Source organism: Nocardioides sp. AE5 (assembly GCF_031844485.1).
GTDB lineage: Bacteria > Actinomycetota > Actinomycetes > Propionibacteriales > Nocardioidaceae > Nocardioides.
In genome coordinates, this window is sequence record NZ_JAUZVI010000013.1 from 114,547 (window position 1) to 129,478 (window position 14,932).

A 14,932-nucleotide genomic window follows, 5' to 3' on the forward strand; every position below is an offset into this window, starting at 1 on the left:
GATGACCCGGATCAACTGGATGGACCTGGACGGCGTCGCCAACATGCGCGACCTCGGCGGCCTGCCCACCACGGACGGTTCCGTCATCCGCCATGGTCGCCTGGTGCGCTCGGACAACCTCCAGGACCTCACCCCGGAGGCTGTCGAACACCTGGTCACCGATCTGAGACTGAGTGACGTCGTCGACCTGCGCAGCAGCCACGAGGTCGACGCGGAGGGCCCCGGCCCGCTGCGCTCCGAACCGCGAGTCGCCCACCATCACCTCTCCCTGCTGCGGGAGCGGCCGGGTGCGGACGCCGGAGCCGACGCGCTGCTGACCCGCCGTGGCCAGGAGAAGTTCGACGAGAACCACTGGACCAGCCACTACCTCGGCTACCTGCGTGCCCGTCCGGAGTCCGTCGTCGGCGCCCTGCGGGTGCTGGCCCGGGCGGACGGCGCCACGATCGTGCATTGCGCGGCGGGCAAGGACCGGACCGGAACCGTGGTCGGGCTCGCCCTGTCCGTCGCCGGGGTCGCGCCAGCGGACATCGTGGCCGACTATGCCGCCTCGGCCGAGCGGATCGAGGCGATCATCGCCCGCCTCTCGGCCAGGCCGACGTACGCCGCAGTGCTCCGCTCGGGTGCCGCCCACCAGACACCGCGTGCCGAATCAATGGCGCGGTTCCTGGACGCCCTGGACCGGACCCACGGTGGTGCGCTCGGCTGGCTGGACGAGCAGGGTTGGTCCGACCAGGAGACGGCCGACCTGTGCGGAGCGCTCAGAAGATGATGTCGCCGGCCTTGCGCCGCGAGCGCAGGGTCTGGATCGCCTCGTCCAGGATGTCGGCGGCTTCCTGGTCCGAACGCCGTTCCTTGGCGTAGGCAAGGTGGGTCTTGTAGGGCTCGATGCGCGGCGCCGGCGGCGGGTTCTCCGCGTCCAGGCTGGCCGGCAGGCCACAGCGTGGGCAGTCCCACGACTCCGGGACGGTTGCCTCGACGGCGAAGGTGATCACCGACCGGTGGTCATGCGAGCAGTAATACGTGACGCTCTGCCGCGGGGCGGCCTCGCCGCGCTCCGCCTCACCCATGGGGCCTGAACCGATCCGGCTGCCGCGGATCGCATTGCCTGCTCCAGCCACGAACCCGTTCCCCTCTTCCGCTCAGACGCCCTGGTAGGCCATCAGCAGGGACAACGCGACGATCGTCGCGGCCCAGATGACGCCGATGCCGACGGTGAGCCTGTCCAGGTTGCGCTCTGCGACGGATGAACCACCGAGGCTGCTGGAGACGCCGCCACCGAACATGTCCGAGAGGCCACCGCCGCGGCCCTTGTGCAGCAGGACGAGGCCGATCAGCAGCGTGCTGGTGATCACGAGGATGATGGTGAAGAGCAGGGTCACGGCGGCAACACTATCCGACGAATTGCGGGATCACAGCACCGGCATGTCGTAGTAGCGGCACACCCCACCGAACTCGTCGGCCTGGAGGCTGGCCCCGCCGACCAGGGCGCCGTCGATGTCGGCCTGCGCCATGATCGCTGCCACGTTGGCCGCCTTGACCGAGCCGCCGTAGAGGATGCGGACCGCAGCGGCAGCCTCGTCGCCGTGCACCTCGGCGATCCGGCTCCGGATCGCCTGGCACACTTCCTGGGCATCCTCGGGAGTGGCCACTTCCCCGGTCCCGATCGCCCAGACCGGCTCATAGGCCACCACCAGGGAACCGACCTGCTCGGCGGACAGGCCCGCCAGTGAGCCGTCGAGCTGGGCCAGGGTGAACGCCACGTGCTCGCCGGCCTGCCGCACGTCGAGGCCTTCACCGACGCACACGATGGGTGTCATCCCGGTCGCGATCGCCTTGACCGCCTTCGCGTTCACCAGGGCATCGTCCTCGTGGTGGTGCTCACGGCGCTCCGAGTGCCCGACCACGACATAGGAACAGCCGAGCTTGGCCAGCATCGCCGCCGACACCTCGCCGGTGTACGCGCCGTTGTCGTGCACGGAGACGTCCTGGGCGCCGTACCTGATCCGCAGCCGGTCGCCGTCGACCAGGGTCTGCACCGAGCGCAGGTCGGTGAAGGGGGGCAGGACGACGACCTCGACCTTGTCGAAGTCGTGTCGCTTGTCAGAGAGGGTCCAGGCGAGCTTCTGCACCAGGACGACGGCTTCCTGGTGGTTCAGGTTCATCTTCCAGTTGCCCGCCATCAGCGGGATGCGGCCGGTCTTGGTGCCCTTCTTCTGCGCAGCCATCGTCAGCTCTCTTCCAGGACGGTGATGCCGGGCAGTTCCTTGCCCTCGAGGTATTCCAGGCTGGCGCCGCCTCCGGTGGAGATGTGGCCGAACGCTGCCTCGTCGAAGCCGAGCTGGCGCACGGCTGCCGCGGAGTCACCACCGCCGACCACGCTCAGGCCGGGGGCGCGGGTCAGCGCCTCGGCCACGGCACGCGTGCCGCCGGCGAACTCCTCGGTCTCGAAGACCCCCATCGGGCCGTTCCAGAAGACCGTGCGTGCCTCACCCAGGGCAGCAGCGAAGGCGGCTGCGGACTCGGGGCCGATGTCGAGGCCGAGGCTGTCGGCCGGGATCTGGTCGGCCGGAACCACCCGCGGTTCGGGGGTCCGGTCGCCCGAGGGGAACGCGGTGTCGACGACGATGTCGGTGGGCAGCAGGATCTGCACCCCTGATGCCTCGGCCCGCGCCAGGTAGGCGCGACAGGTGTCCAGCTGGTCGGCCTCCAACAGGCTCTTGCCCACCTCATGGCCACGGGCAGCGAGGAAGGTGAAGACCATCCCGCCACCGATCAGCAGGCAGTCGGCCTTGTCGAGCAGGTTGTCGATCACGCCCAGTTTGTCGGAGACCTTCGATCCGCCCAGCACCACGGCGTACGGGCGTTCGGGGTCGATGGTGAGCCGGCGGAGTACGTCGACCTCGGAGCCGACCAGGTTGCCCATCGCCGACGGGAGCAGCCGGGCCACGTCGTACACGCTGGCCTGCTTGCGGTGCACCACGCCGAAGCCGTCGCTGACGAAGCCGTCGGCGAGCGCGGCGAGTTCCCGGGCGAAGGCAGCCCGCTCGGCCTCGTCCTTGCTGGTCTCGCCGGGGTTGAAGCGGACGTTCTCCAGGAGCACCACGTCGCCCGGTGCCGCTGCAGTGACCGCGGCAGTCGCCGCTGGGCCGACGGTGTCGGCAGCGAATGCGACCTTGCGGCCCAGCAACTCGGCCAGGCGCTCAGCGACCGCAGCCAGCGAGTACGCCGGATCCACCGCGCCCTTGGGACGGCCGAGGTGGGCCGCCACGACGACGACGGCGCCGCGCCGCGCCAGTTCCTCGATCGTGGGGAGGCTGGCCCTGATCCGACCGTCGTCGGTGATCCGGGTGCCGTCGAGTGGCACGTTCAGGTCCGAGCGGACCAGGATCCGCTTCCCCTCCAGGCTGTTGCCGAGGGCTGCGCTGAGCGTGTCGATGCCTGCCATCAATTCCTGTCCTTCATGCCTGGTGAGCGTGGTTGCTCACAGCGTCGAGCCGAGGTGGGTGACCAGGTCGACGAGGCGGTTGGCATAGCCCCACTCGTTGTCATACCAACCCACCACCTTGACCTGGTCGCCGATCACCCGGGTCAGCGGCGCATCGAAGATGCACGACGCCGGATGGGTGACGATATCGGACGAGACGATCGGGTCCGTCGAGTAGGTGAGCCACGGCGCCAGCGCACCCTGCGCCGCGTCGGAGAAGAGGGCGTTCACCTCCTCCGCGCTGGTTGCGCGGGAGGTGGTCACGGTGAGGTCCACGACCGAACCGGTGGGCACGGGCACCCGCAGTGCGAACCCGTCGAGCTTCCCGTCGAGTTCCGGCAGGACCAGGCCCAGCGCCTTGGCGGCGCCGGTGGACGTGGGGATCACGTTGAGCGCGGCGGCACGGGCGCGGCGCGGGTCCTTGTGAACGTTGTCGAGCAGGTTCTGGGTCGCGGTGTAGGCGTGCACCGTGGTCATCAGGCCGGCCTCGATGCCGATGCCCTCGTGGAGCACCTTCGCCATCGGGGCCAGGCAGTTGGTGGTGCAAGAAGCGTTGGAGACCACCACGTCGGCCGGGTCGATGGTCTCGTGGTTGACGCCCATCACCACGCTGCGGTCCACGTCCTTGCCGGGTGCGGAGAGGATCACCTTCCGCGCCCCACCGGCGTCGACGTGTGCGCGGGCCGCGGCTCCGTCGGTGAAGCGGCCGGTCGCCTCGATCACCACATCGACGCCTGCGTCAGCCCACGGGATCGACCCGGGATCCGGCTCGGCGGTGGCGATGACCTGCTGCTCCCCCACCCGGATCCCGGTCCCGGTGGCAGTGACCTCGGCACCGAGCCGGCCGAGGATCGAGTCGAAGTCGAGGAGGTGCGCCAGGTCGGACTTGTCGGCCAGGTCGTTGATGGCGACGATTTCGATCGCAGCTCCGCTGGCACGGGCAGCGCGGAAGAAGTTGCGTCCGATCCGCCCGAAACCGTTGATCCCCACCCGGACAGTCATCTGCACTCCTCAGGAGGGTTCGTCGGCGAGCATCTCGGGGGTCAGGGACGCCTCGGTGTCGGGGATCCCGAGCTCCTCGGCACGCTTGTCGGCCATCGCCAGCAGGCGACGGATCCGGCCGGCGATCGCATCCTTGGTGAGCACCGGGTCGTGGAGTTGGCCGAGCTCTTCCAGGGAGGCCTGCTTGTGTTGCAGGCGGAGCTGGCCGGCCAGGCTCAGGTGCTCGGGCACGTCGTCGGCCAGGATCTCCAGCGCCCGCTCGACGCGGGCCCCTGCCGCAACGGCCGCCCGGGCAGATCGACGCAGGTTGGCGTCATCGAAGTTGGCCAGCCTGTTGGCGGTGGCGCGAACCTCACGGCGCATCCGGCGTTCTTCCCAGGCCATCAGGGATTCGTGGGCGCCGAGCCTGGTGAGCAGGGCGCCGATGGCGTCGCCGTCCCGGATCACCACGCGGTCCACGCCGCGCACCTCACGGGCCTTGGCCTGGATGCCGAGGCGACGCGCGACGCCGACCAGGGCAAGCGCGGCCTCAGGGCCGGGACAGGTCACCTCGAGGGAGGAGGAGCGGCCCGGTTCGGTGAGCGATCCGTGCGCAAGGAAGGCGCCGCGCCAGGCGGCCACGGCGTCGCATCCCCCACCGGAGACGACCTGCGGCGGCAGGCCGCGCACCGGGCGTCCCTGCTGGTTGAGCAGCCCTGTCTGGCGGGCGAGTTGCTCGCCGTCCTTGACCACCCGGAGCACGTAGCGGCTGCCCTTGCGGATGCCGTTGCCCTGGACCATCGCCACCTCGGCCGGGTGGCCGAAGATCTCGGCGATGTCGGTGCGCAGGCGGCGTACGGCGGCCCCGGTGTCGAGTTCGGCCTCGACGACCACCTTGCCGCTGATGATGTGGAGCCCCCCGGCGAACCGGAGGGTCGTGGACACCTCGGCCTTGCGGCAGCAGGCCTTCGTGGTCTGGGTGCTCGCAAGCTCAGACTTCACCTGTGCCGTCATCGCCATGGTGCCGATCCTTACACATCCCCGAGAATGCGGGCATAGGCGGCTGCCAACTTCTCGTGGTCATGGCGGGGACTGCCGTCGTCCTCCGCGATGTCGGCAAGCACCAACTGGGCGCCCATCCCCCGGACCACCTGTTCCAGGAGTTCCGGGTCCGGCACGGCCCGGTGGTCGGCCAGCACCGTGTGCACCGGCAACTCCGGGGCATGGTTGAGCAGGACGGCAAGCAGGTCCTCGGGCAGGTAGCCGAGCGTCTCCCCCTTCTGCTCAGCGAGGTTGAGGACCACGATCACCCGGCGTCCGCCCCCGCAGACCGCTTCACGCAGTTCCGGCAGGACCAGGTGCGGCAGGACGGAACTGAACCAGCTCCCGGGCCCCAGCACCACCCAGTCGGCCTCACGCACGGCCTCGACTGCCTCGGCGCAGGCCGGGGCGTCGGGCGGTTCCAGTTCGATCCCGAGCAGCACGCCCGGCGCCCGGGCCACCGCCACCTGGCCGCGGACCTTGGTGATCTCGTCCGGTAGCCGCGGGTCGGCGCCCCGGACCGTGGCCGTGATGTCCATCGGCGTCGTGGCCACCGGCAGCACGCGCCCCTGGGCGCCGAGCAGGCGACTCACCCACTCCAGTGCCGTGACGTGGTTGCCGAGCAGTTCCCACAGGCCCACGATCAACAGGTTGCCCAGGCTGTGCCCGCGCATCTCCCCCGATCCCTGAAAGCGGTGCTGCATCAGCCGCGCCCAGGTCTGGCCCCACTCGTCGTCACCGCACAGGGCGGCCAGTGCCATCCGCAGGTCGCCGGGGGGCAGGACGCCGAACTCACTGCGCAGCCGTCCCGAGGAGCCGCCGTCGTCGGCGACGGTGACGATCGCGGTGAGGTCCTCGACCACGTGGCGCATGGCGGAGAGCGAGGCATGCAGTCCGTGCCCACCCCCGAGCGCCACGACCTTCGGCGACCCCATCACTCGTTGCCCAGGTCGCGGTGCTGGGCCCGGGCGAGGTAGCCCTCGTCGCGCAGGCGGGCAGCCATCGCCTCGCTCATCGCCACCGAGCGGTGCTTGCCGCCGGTGCAGCCGATGCCGACGGTGAGGAAGCGCTTGCCCTCCCGCAGGTAACCCGCGGCCGCGGTGGCGATCACCGGGACGAACTGGTCCAGGAACTGTTGTGCGTCCGGGCGGGAGAGCACGAAGTCGGCGACCGGCTGGTCGGTGCCGTTCATTGCCCGGAGCTCGGGCTCCCAGTAGGGGTTGGGCAGGAAGCGCATGTCGGCCACGAAGTCGGAGTCCACCGGGATGCCGTACTTGAACCCGAAGCTGACCACGGTGATCTTCAACGTCATCGCCTCTGGGGCCCCGAAGTGCTCTGCGATCTTCGCGGAGAGCTGGTGGACATTGAGGTTGCTGGTGTCGATCAGCACGTCCGCCGACCCGCGCAGGCGGGCCAGGGCAGTCCGCTCCCGGTGGAGCCCGTCGAGCAGCCGCCCCTTCTCCTGCAACGGATGCGGGCGCCGGGCCGCATCCTGGCGCCGGACCAGCACGTCGTCGTCTGCCTCGAGGAAGAGCAACGTCGTACGGCGCCCGGTCGCCTTCTGCTCGATGTTGGCGCGCAGGTCCTCGAAGAAGGCGCCGGAGCGTACGTCGACCACGACGGCGATCGGCTGGTTGGTGCCGATGTCACGGTTGACCAGGTCGACCACGTCGGGCAGCAGCGCCGGAGGGAGGTTGTCGACCACGAAGTAGCCGAGATCCTCGAGTTCCTTCGACGCCGTGGACCGGCCGGCTCCGGTCATCCCGGTGACCACCACCAGCTCGCCAGGGTTCTCCTCGGTCATCAGTGCTCCTCTACTTCGCCCGTGGCCGTGTTCACGGTGACAGTCTTGCTGGTCGACGCGGTGACCGCATCCTTGATCGCGGTCGCGGTGGTCATGCCGATGCCCGGCACCATGGCGATCTCCTCGATGGTGGCCGCCTTCAGCTTCCGCAGCGATCCGAAGTGCTTGATCAACGACTTGCGCCGGACCTCTCCCAGCCCGGGTACGTCGTCGAGCAGGCTCTCCACCATGGTCTTGGAGCGGCGTCCCCGGTGGTGGGTGATCGCGAAGCGGTGCGCCTCGTCGCGGATCCGTTGCAGCAGGTAGAGACCCTCGCTGGAGCGGGGCAGGATCACCGGGTCCTCCTCGTCGGGCAGCCACACCTCCTCGAGGCGCTTGGCCAGCCCGCAGACCGGGATGTCGGTGATGCCGAGTTCGCTCATCGCGGCCACGGCCGCCGCCACCTGGGGTGCGCCGCCGTCGACGACCACCAGGCCGGGGGCATAGGCGAACTTCCGGGGCCGGCCGGTCTCCGGGTCGACCAGCATCGGTCCGTCGTCCGAGGCAGCCTCGGTGCTGGTCGCCTGTTCGTCGAGCATCCGGCGGAAGCGCCGGGTGATCACTTCGTGCATCGAGGCGACATCGTTCGACCCACTCTCGCCACCGACGGTGCGGATCACGAAGCGGCGGTATTCGCCCTTGCGGGCCAGGCCGTCCTCGAAGACGACCATCGAGGCCACCACCTCGGTCCCCTGCAGGTTGGAGATGTCGAAGCACTCGATGCGCAGGGGTACGTCGTCGAGACCCAGCGCGGCCTGGATCTCCTCCAGCGCCCGGTTGCGGGTGGTCAGGTCGCTGGCCCGCTTGGTCTTGTGCAGCGCCAGTGCCTGCTGGGCATTGCGCGCCACCGTCTCCTGGAGGGTCCGCTTGTCCCCACGCCGGGGCACCCTGATCGCAACCCGTCCGCCGCGGCGCTCGCCCAGGAGTTCGGCGAGCGTCTCGGCCTCTGCGGGCAACGCGGGCACCAGGATCTCCCGCGGGATGGCGTCGCGCTCCTCACCGGCGTACAACTGGAGCAGGAAGGTCTCGACCAGGTCCGCGGTGCCGCCCTCGTCGACCCGATCGGCGACCCAGCCGCGCTGGCCGCGGATCCGGCCGCCGCGGACGTAGAAGATCTGCACCGCCACCTCGAGGGGGTCCTCGGCCAGCGCGATCACGTCGGCGTCGGTGCCGTCGCCGAGCACCACGGCCTGCTTCTCCAGGGCCTTGTTCAGGGCGGCCAGGTCATCGCGCAGCCGGGCTGCCTTCTCGAAGTCGAGCGCCTCGGAGGCGGCGTACATCTCCTTCTCGACCCGCCGGGTGAAACCACTGGTGGCGCCGGCCATGAAGTCACAGAAGTCGTCAACGATGGCGCGGTGTTCCTCCGCACTCACGTTGCCCACGCAGGGCGCCGAGCACTTGTCGATGTAGCCGAGCAGGCACGGGCGCCCGATCTGCGCCGAGCGCTTGAAGACGCCGTTGCTGCATGAGCGCATCGGGAAGACCCGCAGCAGCAGGTCGACGGTCTCCCGGATCGCCCAGGCGTGGCCGTAGGGGCCGAAGTAGCGGGTGCCCTTCTTCTTCGCCCCGCGCCCAACCATCACCCGGGGGAACTCCTCGCCGAGGGTCACCGCCAGCCACGGGTACGACTTGTCGTCGCGGTACTTCACGTTGAACCGGGGATCGAACTCCTTGATCCAGGAGTACTCCAGCTGGAGTGCCTCGACCTCGGTGTTGACCGTCGTCCATTCCACCCGGGCCGCGGTGGTCACCATGGTCGCGGTGCGCGGGTGCAGGTTGGCGATGTCCTGGAAGTACGACGTCAACCGGGAGCGCAGGTTCTTCGCCTTGCCGACATAGATCACCCGGTCCCGGGCGTCACGGAACTTGTAGACGCCCGGCTGTGTCGGGATCGACCCGGTGCGGGGACGGTACGTCGACGGATCAGCCACGGCTCCAGCCTACGTTTCGCGGCCGGCCGTGCTCAGGCGGCCGTGATCGCGTCCCCGTCGATCCGGATCGGGATCTCCGGCAGCGCCTCGGGGGCCGGGCCGCCCTGGACGCTTCCGTCGGTGAGCGCGAAGTGGCTCTGGTGGCACGAGCAGTCGATGGTCTGGGTGACGCCGGTGACCACGCACGCCTGGTGGGTGCAGATCGCGGAGAACGCCTTGAACTCGCCCTCGGTCGGCTGGGTGATCACGATCCGCTCGGACTCCAGGATCTTCCCGCCACCGACGGGGATCTCCCCGGTGCGGGCCAGGACGGTGCCCGTGTCGGGCGCCGGCGCCGCTTCGTCACCGCCGGCGCAGGCTGCGAGCAGGGGTGCGCCCACGGCCAGGGTGGCGGCACCTCCGAGGAGGGTGCGACGGTTCAGGCAAGTGTTCTGCTGCACGGGGGCTCCTGCGGAGTCGTGAGGGGCGGGTGGGGACACGATAGCGATCAGGTTGAAACCTTGAGCAGTGGCGCGAGGAAGGCGCCGGTATGGCTGGCCGGATTGGCCGCGACCTCCTCGGGCGTGCCCTGGGCGACGACGGTGCCGCCCCGCGACCCGCCTTCCGGCCCCATGTCGATCAGCCAGTCGGCGGTCTTGATCACGTCGAGGTTGTGCTCGATGACCAGCACGCTGTTGCCCTGGTCGACCAGGCGCCCGAGCACCACGAGCAGCCGGCTGATGTCCTCGAAGTGGAGTCCGGTGGTGGGCTCGTCGAGGACATAGACGGTGCGCCCCGTGGAACGCTTCTGCAGTTCGGAGGCGAGCTTCACCCGCTGGGCCTCTCCCCCGGAGAGAGTGGTCGCGGGCTGCCCGAGGCGGACATAGCCGAGGCCGACCTCGTTGAGGGTCTTCAGGTGGCGGGCGATCGCCGGGACCGCGGCGAAGAACTCCACGGCCTCCTCGATCGGCATGTCGAGCACTTCGGCAATGGTCTTGCCCTTGTAGTGCACCTCAAGCGTCTCGCGGTTGTAGCGGGCGCCGTGGCACACCTCGCACGGCACGTAGACGTCGGGGAGGAAGTTCATCTCGATCTTGATCGTGCCGTCGCCCGAGCACGCCTCGCAGCGTCCGCCCTTGACGTTGAACGAGAACCGGCCCTGCAGGTAGCCGCGCATCTTCGCCTCGGGGGTCTGCGCGAAGAGTTTGCGGACATGGTCGAAGACGCCGGTGTACGTCGCCGGGTTGCTGCGCGGGGTGCGCCCGATCGGCGACTGGTCCACGTGGATCACCTTGTCCACGTGCTCCATCCCGCTGATCTTGCGGTGGCGCCCCGGCACGGTCCGGGCGTTGTAGATCTGCTTGGCCAGCGAGGTGTAGAGGATGTCGTTGACCAGCGTCGACTTGCCGGACCCGGAGACCCCGGTGATCGCACAGAAGACCCCCAGCGGGAAGTCGACAGTGATGTCCTTCAGGTTGTGCTCGGTGGCCCCGTGCACGGTGAGGGCCCGGCCCTCGGTGCGCGGGCGGCGTACGGTCGGGACCTCGATCTGGCGGCGACCGGAGAGGTAGGCGCCGGTGGAGGAGTGCTTGTCGGCCAGCAACTTCTTCACCGTGCCGGAGACGACCACCTGTCCGCCGTGCTCGCCGGCGCCCGGGCCGATGTCGACGACCCAGTCGGCGGCGCGGATCGTGTCCTCGTCGTGCTCGACGACGATCAGGGTGTTGCCGAGGTCGCGCAACCGGACCAGGGTCTCGATGAGCCGCTGGTTGTCCCGCTGGTGCAGGCCGATCGACGGTTCGTCGAGCACGTAGAGGACGCCGACCAGCCCGGCGCCGATCTGGGTGGCCAGGCGGATCCGTTGCGCCTCTCCCCCGGAGAGTGACCCGGACGGACGGTCCAGGGAGAGGTAGTCCAGGCCGACGTCGAGCAGGAAGTTCAGGCGTTCCTGGATCTCCTTGAGCACCCGCTCGCCGATCTGGCGCTCGCGCACGGAGAGGTCGAGGTTGCGCAGGTGTTCCGCGGTCTCGTTGATCGGCAGCGCGCAGAGCTCGGCGATGTTGAGGCCGCCCTTGTCCCGCGAGCCGAGGGTGACCGCCATCGAGACCGGCTTGAGGCGGCTGCCGGCACAGGCCGGGCAGGGCACCTCGCGCATGAACCCCTCGAACCGGTCCCGGCTGGTGTCGGTCTCGGCCTCGCGGTGGCGCCGCTCGATGTAGGGGCGGACCCCTTCGTACGCCGCGTAGTAGGAGCGCTCGCGGCCATAGCGGTTCTTGCTCCGCACGTGCACCTTGGTCGGGTGCCCGTCGAGGATGATCCGGCGTACGTCGGGGTCGAGCCGCTCCCAGGGGGTGTCGACGTCGAAGCCGAGTTCCTCGCCGAGTGCCTTGAGCAGGCGGCCGAAGTAGTCGGCCACGTGCGCACCGCTCCACGGCTGGATCACGCCCTCGGCCAGGGTTGCGGACGGGTCGGCGATGACCAGTTCGGGGTCGACCTCCATCCGGGTGCCGAGGCCTGAGCACTCCGGGCAGGCACCGAAGGGTGAGTTGAACGAGAACGAGCGCGGCTCGAGGTCGTCGGTGTCGAGCACGTGGTCGTTCGGGCAGGACATCTTCTCGGAGAACTTCATCTCCCGCTCGGAGTCCTTGGCTTCCCTGTCGACGAAGTCGAAGACCACCAGGCCACCGGCCAGCCGGAGTGCGGTTTCCACGGAGTCGGTGAGCCGGCGCTTGGCCGATGCCTTCACCGCGAGCCGGTCGACGACGACCTCGATGGTGTGCTTCTTCTGCTTGGCCAGCTTCGGCGGGTCGGCCAACTGGTGGGTCTCGCCGTTGATCCGGGCCCGGGAGAACCCCTGGGACTGCAGCGATCGGAAGAGTTCGACGTACTCGCCCTTCCGGCCGCGGATCACCGGGGCGAGCACCTGGAACCGGGTGCCTTCCTCGACCTCCATGATCCGGTCGACGATCTGCTGTGGGGTCTGCCGCTCGATCGGCGCGCCGCAGGTGGGGCAGTGCGGGCGGCCGGCGCGGGCATAGAGCAGCCGGAGGTAGTCATAGACCTCGGTAATGGTGCCGACCGTGGAGCGCGGGTTCTTCGAGGTGGACTTCTGATCAATGGAGACTGCCGGGGAGAGGCCCTCGATGAAGTCGACGTCGGGCTTGTCCATCTGGCCGAGGAACTGGCGCGCGTACGCCGAGAGCGACTCGACGTACCGGCGCTGGCCCTCGGCGAAGATGGTGTCGAAGGCGAGGCTGGACTTGCCGGAGCCCGACAGTCCGGTGAAGACGATGAGGGCGTCGCGCGGGAGGTCGAGGGAGACGTCCTTGAGGTTGTGTTCGCGGGCTCCGCGGATGATGAGTTGATCGGCCACCCCACCACCCTACAAGGTGTTCGAACAGGTGTTCGTCATCACACCTCAGGCGAGTCCCGCCAGGATCTGCGGCCCGTTGGGACGCACGAAGAGTCCCAGGTCGGCGGGCTCGATCACGGCGCCGTCCGGCAGCACCCCAGTGAGGTAGACCGAGACCCGGCCGCCATCGGTTCCCAGCACCCGGGCGCAGGCAACCAGCGCGGCGGCGTACGCCTGGCGGTCCGGGACCTCCACGGTGCCGCGCACTGCTCCCCCACCCTTGGCAAGGCCGACGTACTCGACCCCGACCGGGACCGTCGCATCAAGGTTGGCGAGCGCCTCCACCAGGTCGCGGGTGATCGCCGCTTCGTCGCGCTGCCTGCCGCGGAACCGGATCACTTCGCCTCGCCCCTCCAGATTGGTACGTCGACCGACGAGGAGGTGTCCCCGTCGCCCACTAGGAACGGTGCCAGCGATGGGTCGCCCTGCCAAGCCCGCAACGTCTCCCCCGTGGGACCGTCGGCGCCGAGCGCGGTGTGCACGGACTCGACGTACCGGTTGTAGTTGTGGTTCTCGGTGACCGAGAGGAGTCCGGCCGGACTGTCCAGAGTCACGGTCTGCTGACGGTCCGCGAAACCGCCCGTGGTCGGTCCGATCCCGCCGAGGTCCAGCCGGGGCACGACGTCGTGGGCGTGCTGGACCTGCAGCACCCGGACGTCCGGGTCGAGGTCGAGGTGGTCGATCGGCGCACCGAAGGTCATCACGTTGGAGACCTGGTACGCCGAGCGGAAGCCCTCACTGGTCGCCAGTTCGCCGGCGATCATCCCACCCTGGCTGTGTCCGACCAGCATGATGTTGGCGCCCGGCGGCACCCCGGCCGCGGCGATGGCGGCCTCGACGGCCTCCACGGCCGCGGTCTGTCGGCCCGCCATCAGGTGCAGGTTGGCGGTGGCGTCACGGACGAACGGGCCGGCGCCGGGGCCCCAGTTCTCGGTGCCGGCGATCGCCACGACGTACCCGACCTGGCCATCGGCGTTGGTGACCGTGGTGACCCGGACACTGCCACTGCTGCCGTCCCCGGCGAGGTAGGAGTCGGCGACGCCCTGCATCAGGCTTGCGGCGTCGGTGGGCGGGGTGTGCGGCGGCCTGCCGTCCGGGCTCCCGTGTACGCCGACCGGCAACGGCGCACCCGCATGGCCGCTGGTCTCACCGAACCAGTTCCTGTCCTCTCCGGCGACGGCGTTGGCGCCGACCCCGGCGGCGGTACCGGCCACGGTGATCGCGCTGGCGGCGATCTCGGCGCTGCTCCAGTTCTCCCGTCCGGTGAGTACGTCGACGACCTTGCCGCCCAGATCGGCCCACGCCTCGCCGTGGCGGCGCAGGGCCTGGCCCATCGCAGTCAGTCGACGGCCCATCCACCCCTGCCCGCCACTGGCCGCGGCGAGCTCGCCGTCGCTGGGTCGCCAGGTGCCGGTGGCTCCACCCGCTCCGGTGGATGAGGCCTGGTCCTGCTGGTCGGCCTCGGATTGGAGCCGGATGGCGAGCTCGGCCAGGTGCTGGGCGGCCAGGGTGATCCTGGGACGCTCGGTGCTGCGCCAGGTCTCCCGGGTGCGCTCGGCGTCCGCGCCGTACCACTCGAACCCATCGAGGAGGGCGTCGATCCGGGAGCCGAGGGCGTCGAGTTCTGCGGCGCCGTCGGTGAGTGCCGTGCCGGCCTCGCGGGCGGCGACGGTGTCCATCCCCAGGACGGCAGTCATGACGCGGCCCCCAGGGTGTGGACCAGGCGCTCCATCGCCCCGGTCACGTCCCAGACGAGGCCACTGGCCACCGCGCCGGGTGCTGCGGTCACTGGTCCACCCGGCTCGACGGCGTACACCTCGGTGGCGGTGGCCAACCAGGTGCGGAGCGCTACCGCCTCCTCGTCCTCGATACCGGTGACGATGGCGACGACGGCGCGGCAGTCCTCGGCGAACCCCTCGGCCTCGGGTGGCTCGGGACGGTGACCGGCCACGGGCGCCGGGTCGTGGCGCAGGTGGCTGACATCGGGGAGCAGGTCGCGCACCACCCGCCACAGGTCGCGGGAGGCGAATCCGGCCGTCTCACCGTCGGCTTCGAGGATGCCGCGGCTGCCGGTCAGCACGATGCCGGCACGGCGGGTGGCCTCACCCTCGGTGACCGAGATCTGGAGGACGATGCGCGGCGGCACCGGTTCGGGGCGGTCCGCCGCGGGGGCGAATGTCGGGATGCTCATGGGTGAGACGGTAGGAGCGCGGGACGGTCCTGGGCAGATGGAATGTTCCGGTTCGTCCCGGCTCGACTGT

The 14,932-nt window shown here is 69.9% G+C and carries 15 protein-coding genes; 1 reads left to right on the forward strand and 14 read right to left on the reverse strand.

Annotated features, from left to right (window positions below; genetic code table 11):
• Position 1: 1 nt before the first annotated feature.
• Positions 2-769 (forward strand): tyrosine-protein phosphatase, encoded by a 768-nt coding sequence (locus Q9R27_RS16930; protein ID WP_311253580.1) that lies wholly within the window; start codon positions 2-4, stop codon positions 767-769.
• Here the strand turns inward: Q9R27_RS16930 and Q9R27_RS16935 are convergent.
• The 14 genes from Q9R27_RS16935 to Q9R27_RS17000 are packed head-to-tail and all read right to left on the reverse strand — an operon-like array spanning position 759 to position 14,862.
• Positions 759-1,118 (reverse strand): RNA polymerase-binding protein RbpA, encoded by a 360-nt coding sequence (locus tag Q9R27_RS16935; protein WP_311253581.1) that lies wholly within the window; start codon positions 1,116-1,118, stop codon positions 759-761. The two genes, Q9R27_RS16930 and Q9R27_RS16935, sit on opposite strands and share 11 nt — an antisense overlap.
• A gap of 21 nt (positions 1,119-1,139) precedes the next feature.
• Entirely contained in the window at positions 1,140-1,379 is a 240-nt protein-coding gene (secG, locus tag Q9R27_RS16940) for a preprotein translocase subunit SecG (protein ID WP_311253582.1), read from the reverse strand.
• A 30-nt stretch (positions 1,380-1,409) separates the two neighbouring features.
• Positions 1,410-2,225 (reverse strand): triose-phosphate isomerase, encoded by an 816-nt coding sequence (gene tpiA, locus Q9R27_RS16945; protein WP_311253583.1) that lies wholly within the window; start codon positions 2,223-2,225, stop codon positions 1,410-1,412.
• Between the two features lie 2 nt (positions 2,226-2,227).
• Positions 2,228-3,445: a phosphoglycerate kinase gene (locus Q9R27_RS16950; RefSeq protein WP_311253584.1), complete on the reverse strand. Its 1,218-nt coding sequence runs from the start codon at positions 3,443-3,445 to the stop codon at positions 2,228-2,230.
• Positions 3,446-3,481: 36 nt separating this feature from the next.
• Positions 3,482-4,486, reverse strand: coding sequence for a type I glyceraldehyde-3-phosphate dehydrogenase (gene gap / locus Q9R27_RS16955; RefSeq protein ID WP_311253585.1), 1,005 nt, complete (start codon positions 4,484-4,486; stop codon positions 3,482-3,484).
• 9 nt (positions 4,487-4,495) lie between these two features.
• Positions 4,496-5,485, reverse strand: a complete 990-nt coding sequence (whiA, locus tag Q9R27_RS16960) for a DNA-binding protein WhiA (RefSeq protein WP_311253586.1) — start codon at positions 5,483-5,485, stop codon at positions 4,496-4,498.
• A gap of 11 nt (positions 5,486-5,496) precedes the next feature.
• Positions 5,497-6,441 (reverse strand): uridine diphosphate-N-acetylglucosamine-binding protein YvcK, encoded by a 945-nt coding sequence (gene yvcK / locus Q9R27_RS16965; protein WP_311253587.1) that lies wholly within the window; start codon positions 6,439-6,441, stop codon positions 5,497-5,499.
• Positions 6,441-7,310 (reverse strand): RNase adapter RapZ, encoded by an 870-nt coding sequence (gene rapZ, locus Q9R27_RS16970; protein WP_311253588.1) that lies wholly within the window; start codon positions 7,308-7,310, stop codon positions 6,441-6,443. The genes yvcK and rapZ overlap by 1 nt, the downstream gene beginning before the upstream one ends.
• Positions 7,310-9,280, reverse strand: a complete 1,971-nt coding sequence (gene uvrC, locus Q9R27_RS16975; RefSeq protein WP_311253589.1) for an excinuclease ABC subunit UvrC — start codon at positions 9,278-9,280, stop codon at positions 7,310-7,312. The genes rapZ and uvrC overlap by 1 nt, the downstream gene beginning before the upstream one ends.
• A gap of 32 nt (positions 9,281-9,312) precedes the next feature.
• Entirely contained in the window at positions 9,313-9,720 is a 408-nt protein-coding gene (locus Q9R27_RS16980) for a Rieske (2Fe-2S) protein (RefSeq protein WP_311253590.1), read from the reverse strand.
• Between the two features lie 47 nt (positions 9,721-9,767).
• Entirely contained in the window at positions 9,768-12,632 is a 2,865-nt protein-coding gene (uvrA, locus tag Q9R27_RS16985; RefSeq protein ID WP_311253591.1) for an excinuclease ABC subunit UvrA, read from the reverse strand.
• Positions 12,633-12,677: 45 nt separating this feature from the next.
• Positions 12,678-13,010, reverse strand: coding sequence for a hypothetical protein (locus Q9R27_RS16990; RefSeq protein WP_311253592.1), 333 nt, complete (start codon positions 13,008-13,010; stop codon positions 12,678-12,680).
• The gene (locus tag Q9R27_RS16995; RefSeq protein WP_311253593.1) at positions 13,007-14,368 is read right to left on the reverse strand and encodes a lipase family protein; all 1,362 of its coding nucleotides are present in this window, start codon (positions 14,366-14,368) and stop codon (positions 13,007-13,009) included. The genes Q9R27_RS16990 and Q9R27_RS16995 overlap by 4 nt, the downstream gene beginning before the upstream one ends.
• On the reverse strand, positions 14,365-14,862 hold the full coding sequence (locus Q9R27_RS17000; protein WP_311253594.1) for a hypothetical protein: 498 nt from the start codon (positions 14,860-14,862) through the stop codon (positions 14,365-14,367). The genes Q9R27_RS16995 and Q9R27_RS17000 overlap by 4 nt, the downstream gene beginning before the upstream one ends.
• Between the last annotated feature and the right edge of the window lie 70 nt (positions 14,863-14,932).

Excerpts from the sequence above, each read along its gene's own strand:
- whiA (WP_311253586.1), bottom strand. The coding sequence starts at position 5,485 with ATGGCGATGACGGCACAGGTGAAGTCTGAGCTTGCGAGCACCCAGACC.
- tpiA (WP_311253583.1), bottom strand. The coding sequence starts at position 2,225 with ATGGCTGCGCAGAAGAAGGGCACCAAGACCGGCCGCATCCCGCTGATG.
- Q9R27_RS16930 (WP_311253580.1), top strand. The coding sequence starts at position 2 with ATGACCCGGATCAACTGGATGGACCTGGACGGCGTCGCCAACATGCGC.
- yvcK (WP_311253587.1), bottom strand. The coding sequence starts at position 6,441 with ATGGGGTCGCCGAAGGTCGTGGCGCTCGGGGGTGGGCACGGACTGCAT.
- rapZ (WP_311253588.1), bottom strand. The coding sequence starts at position 7,310 with ATGACCGAGGAGAACCCTGGCGAGCTGGTGGTGGTCACCGGGATGACC.
- Q9R27_RS17000 (WP_311253594.1), bottom strand. The coding sequence starts at position 14,862 with ATGAGCATCCCGACATTCGCCCCCGCGGCGGACCGCCCCGAACCGGTG.
- gap (WP_311253585.1), bottom strand. The coding sequence starts at position 4,486 with ATGACTGTCCGGGTGGGGATCAACGGTTTCGGGCGGATCGGACGCAAC.
- Q9R27_RS16995 (WP_311253593.1), bottom strand. The coding sequence starts at position 14,368 with ATGACTGCCGTCCTGGGGATGGACACCGTCGCCGCCCGCGAGGCCGGC.
- Q9R27_RS16950 (WP_311253584.1), bottom strand. The coding sequence starts at position 3,445 with ATGGCAGGCATCGACACGCTCAGCGCAGCCCTCGGCAACAGCCTGGAG.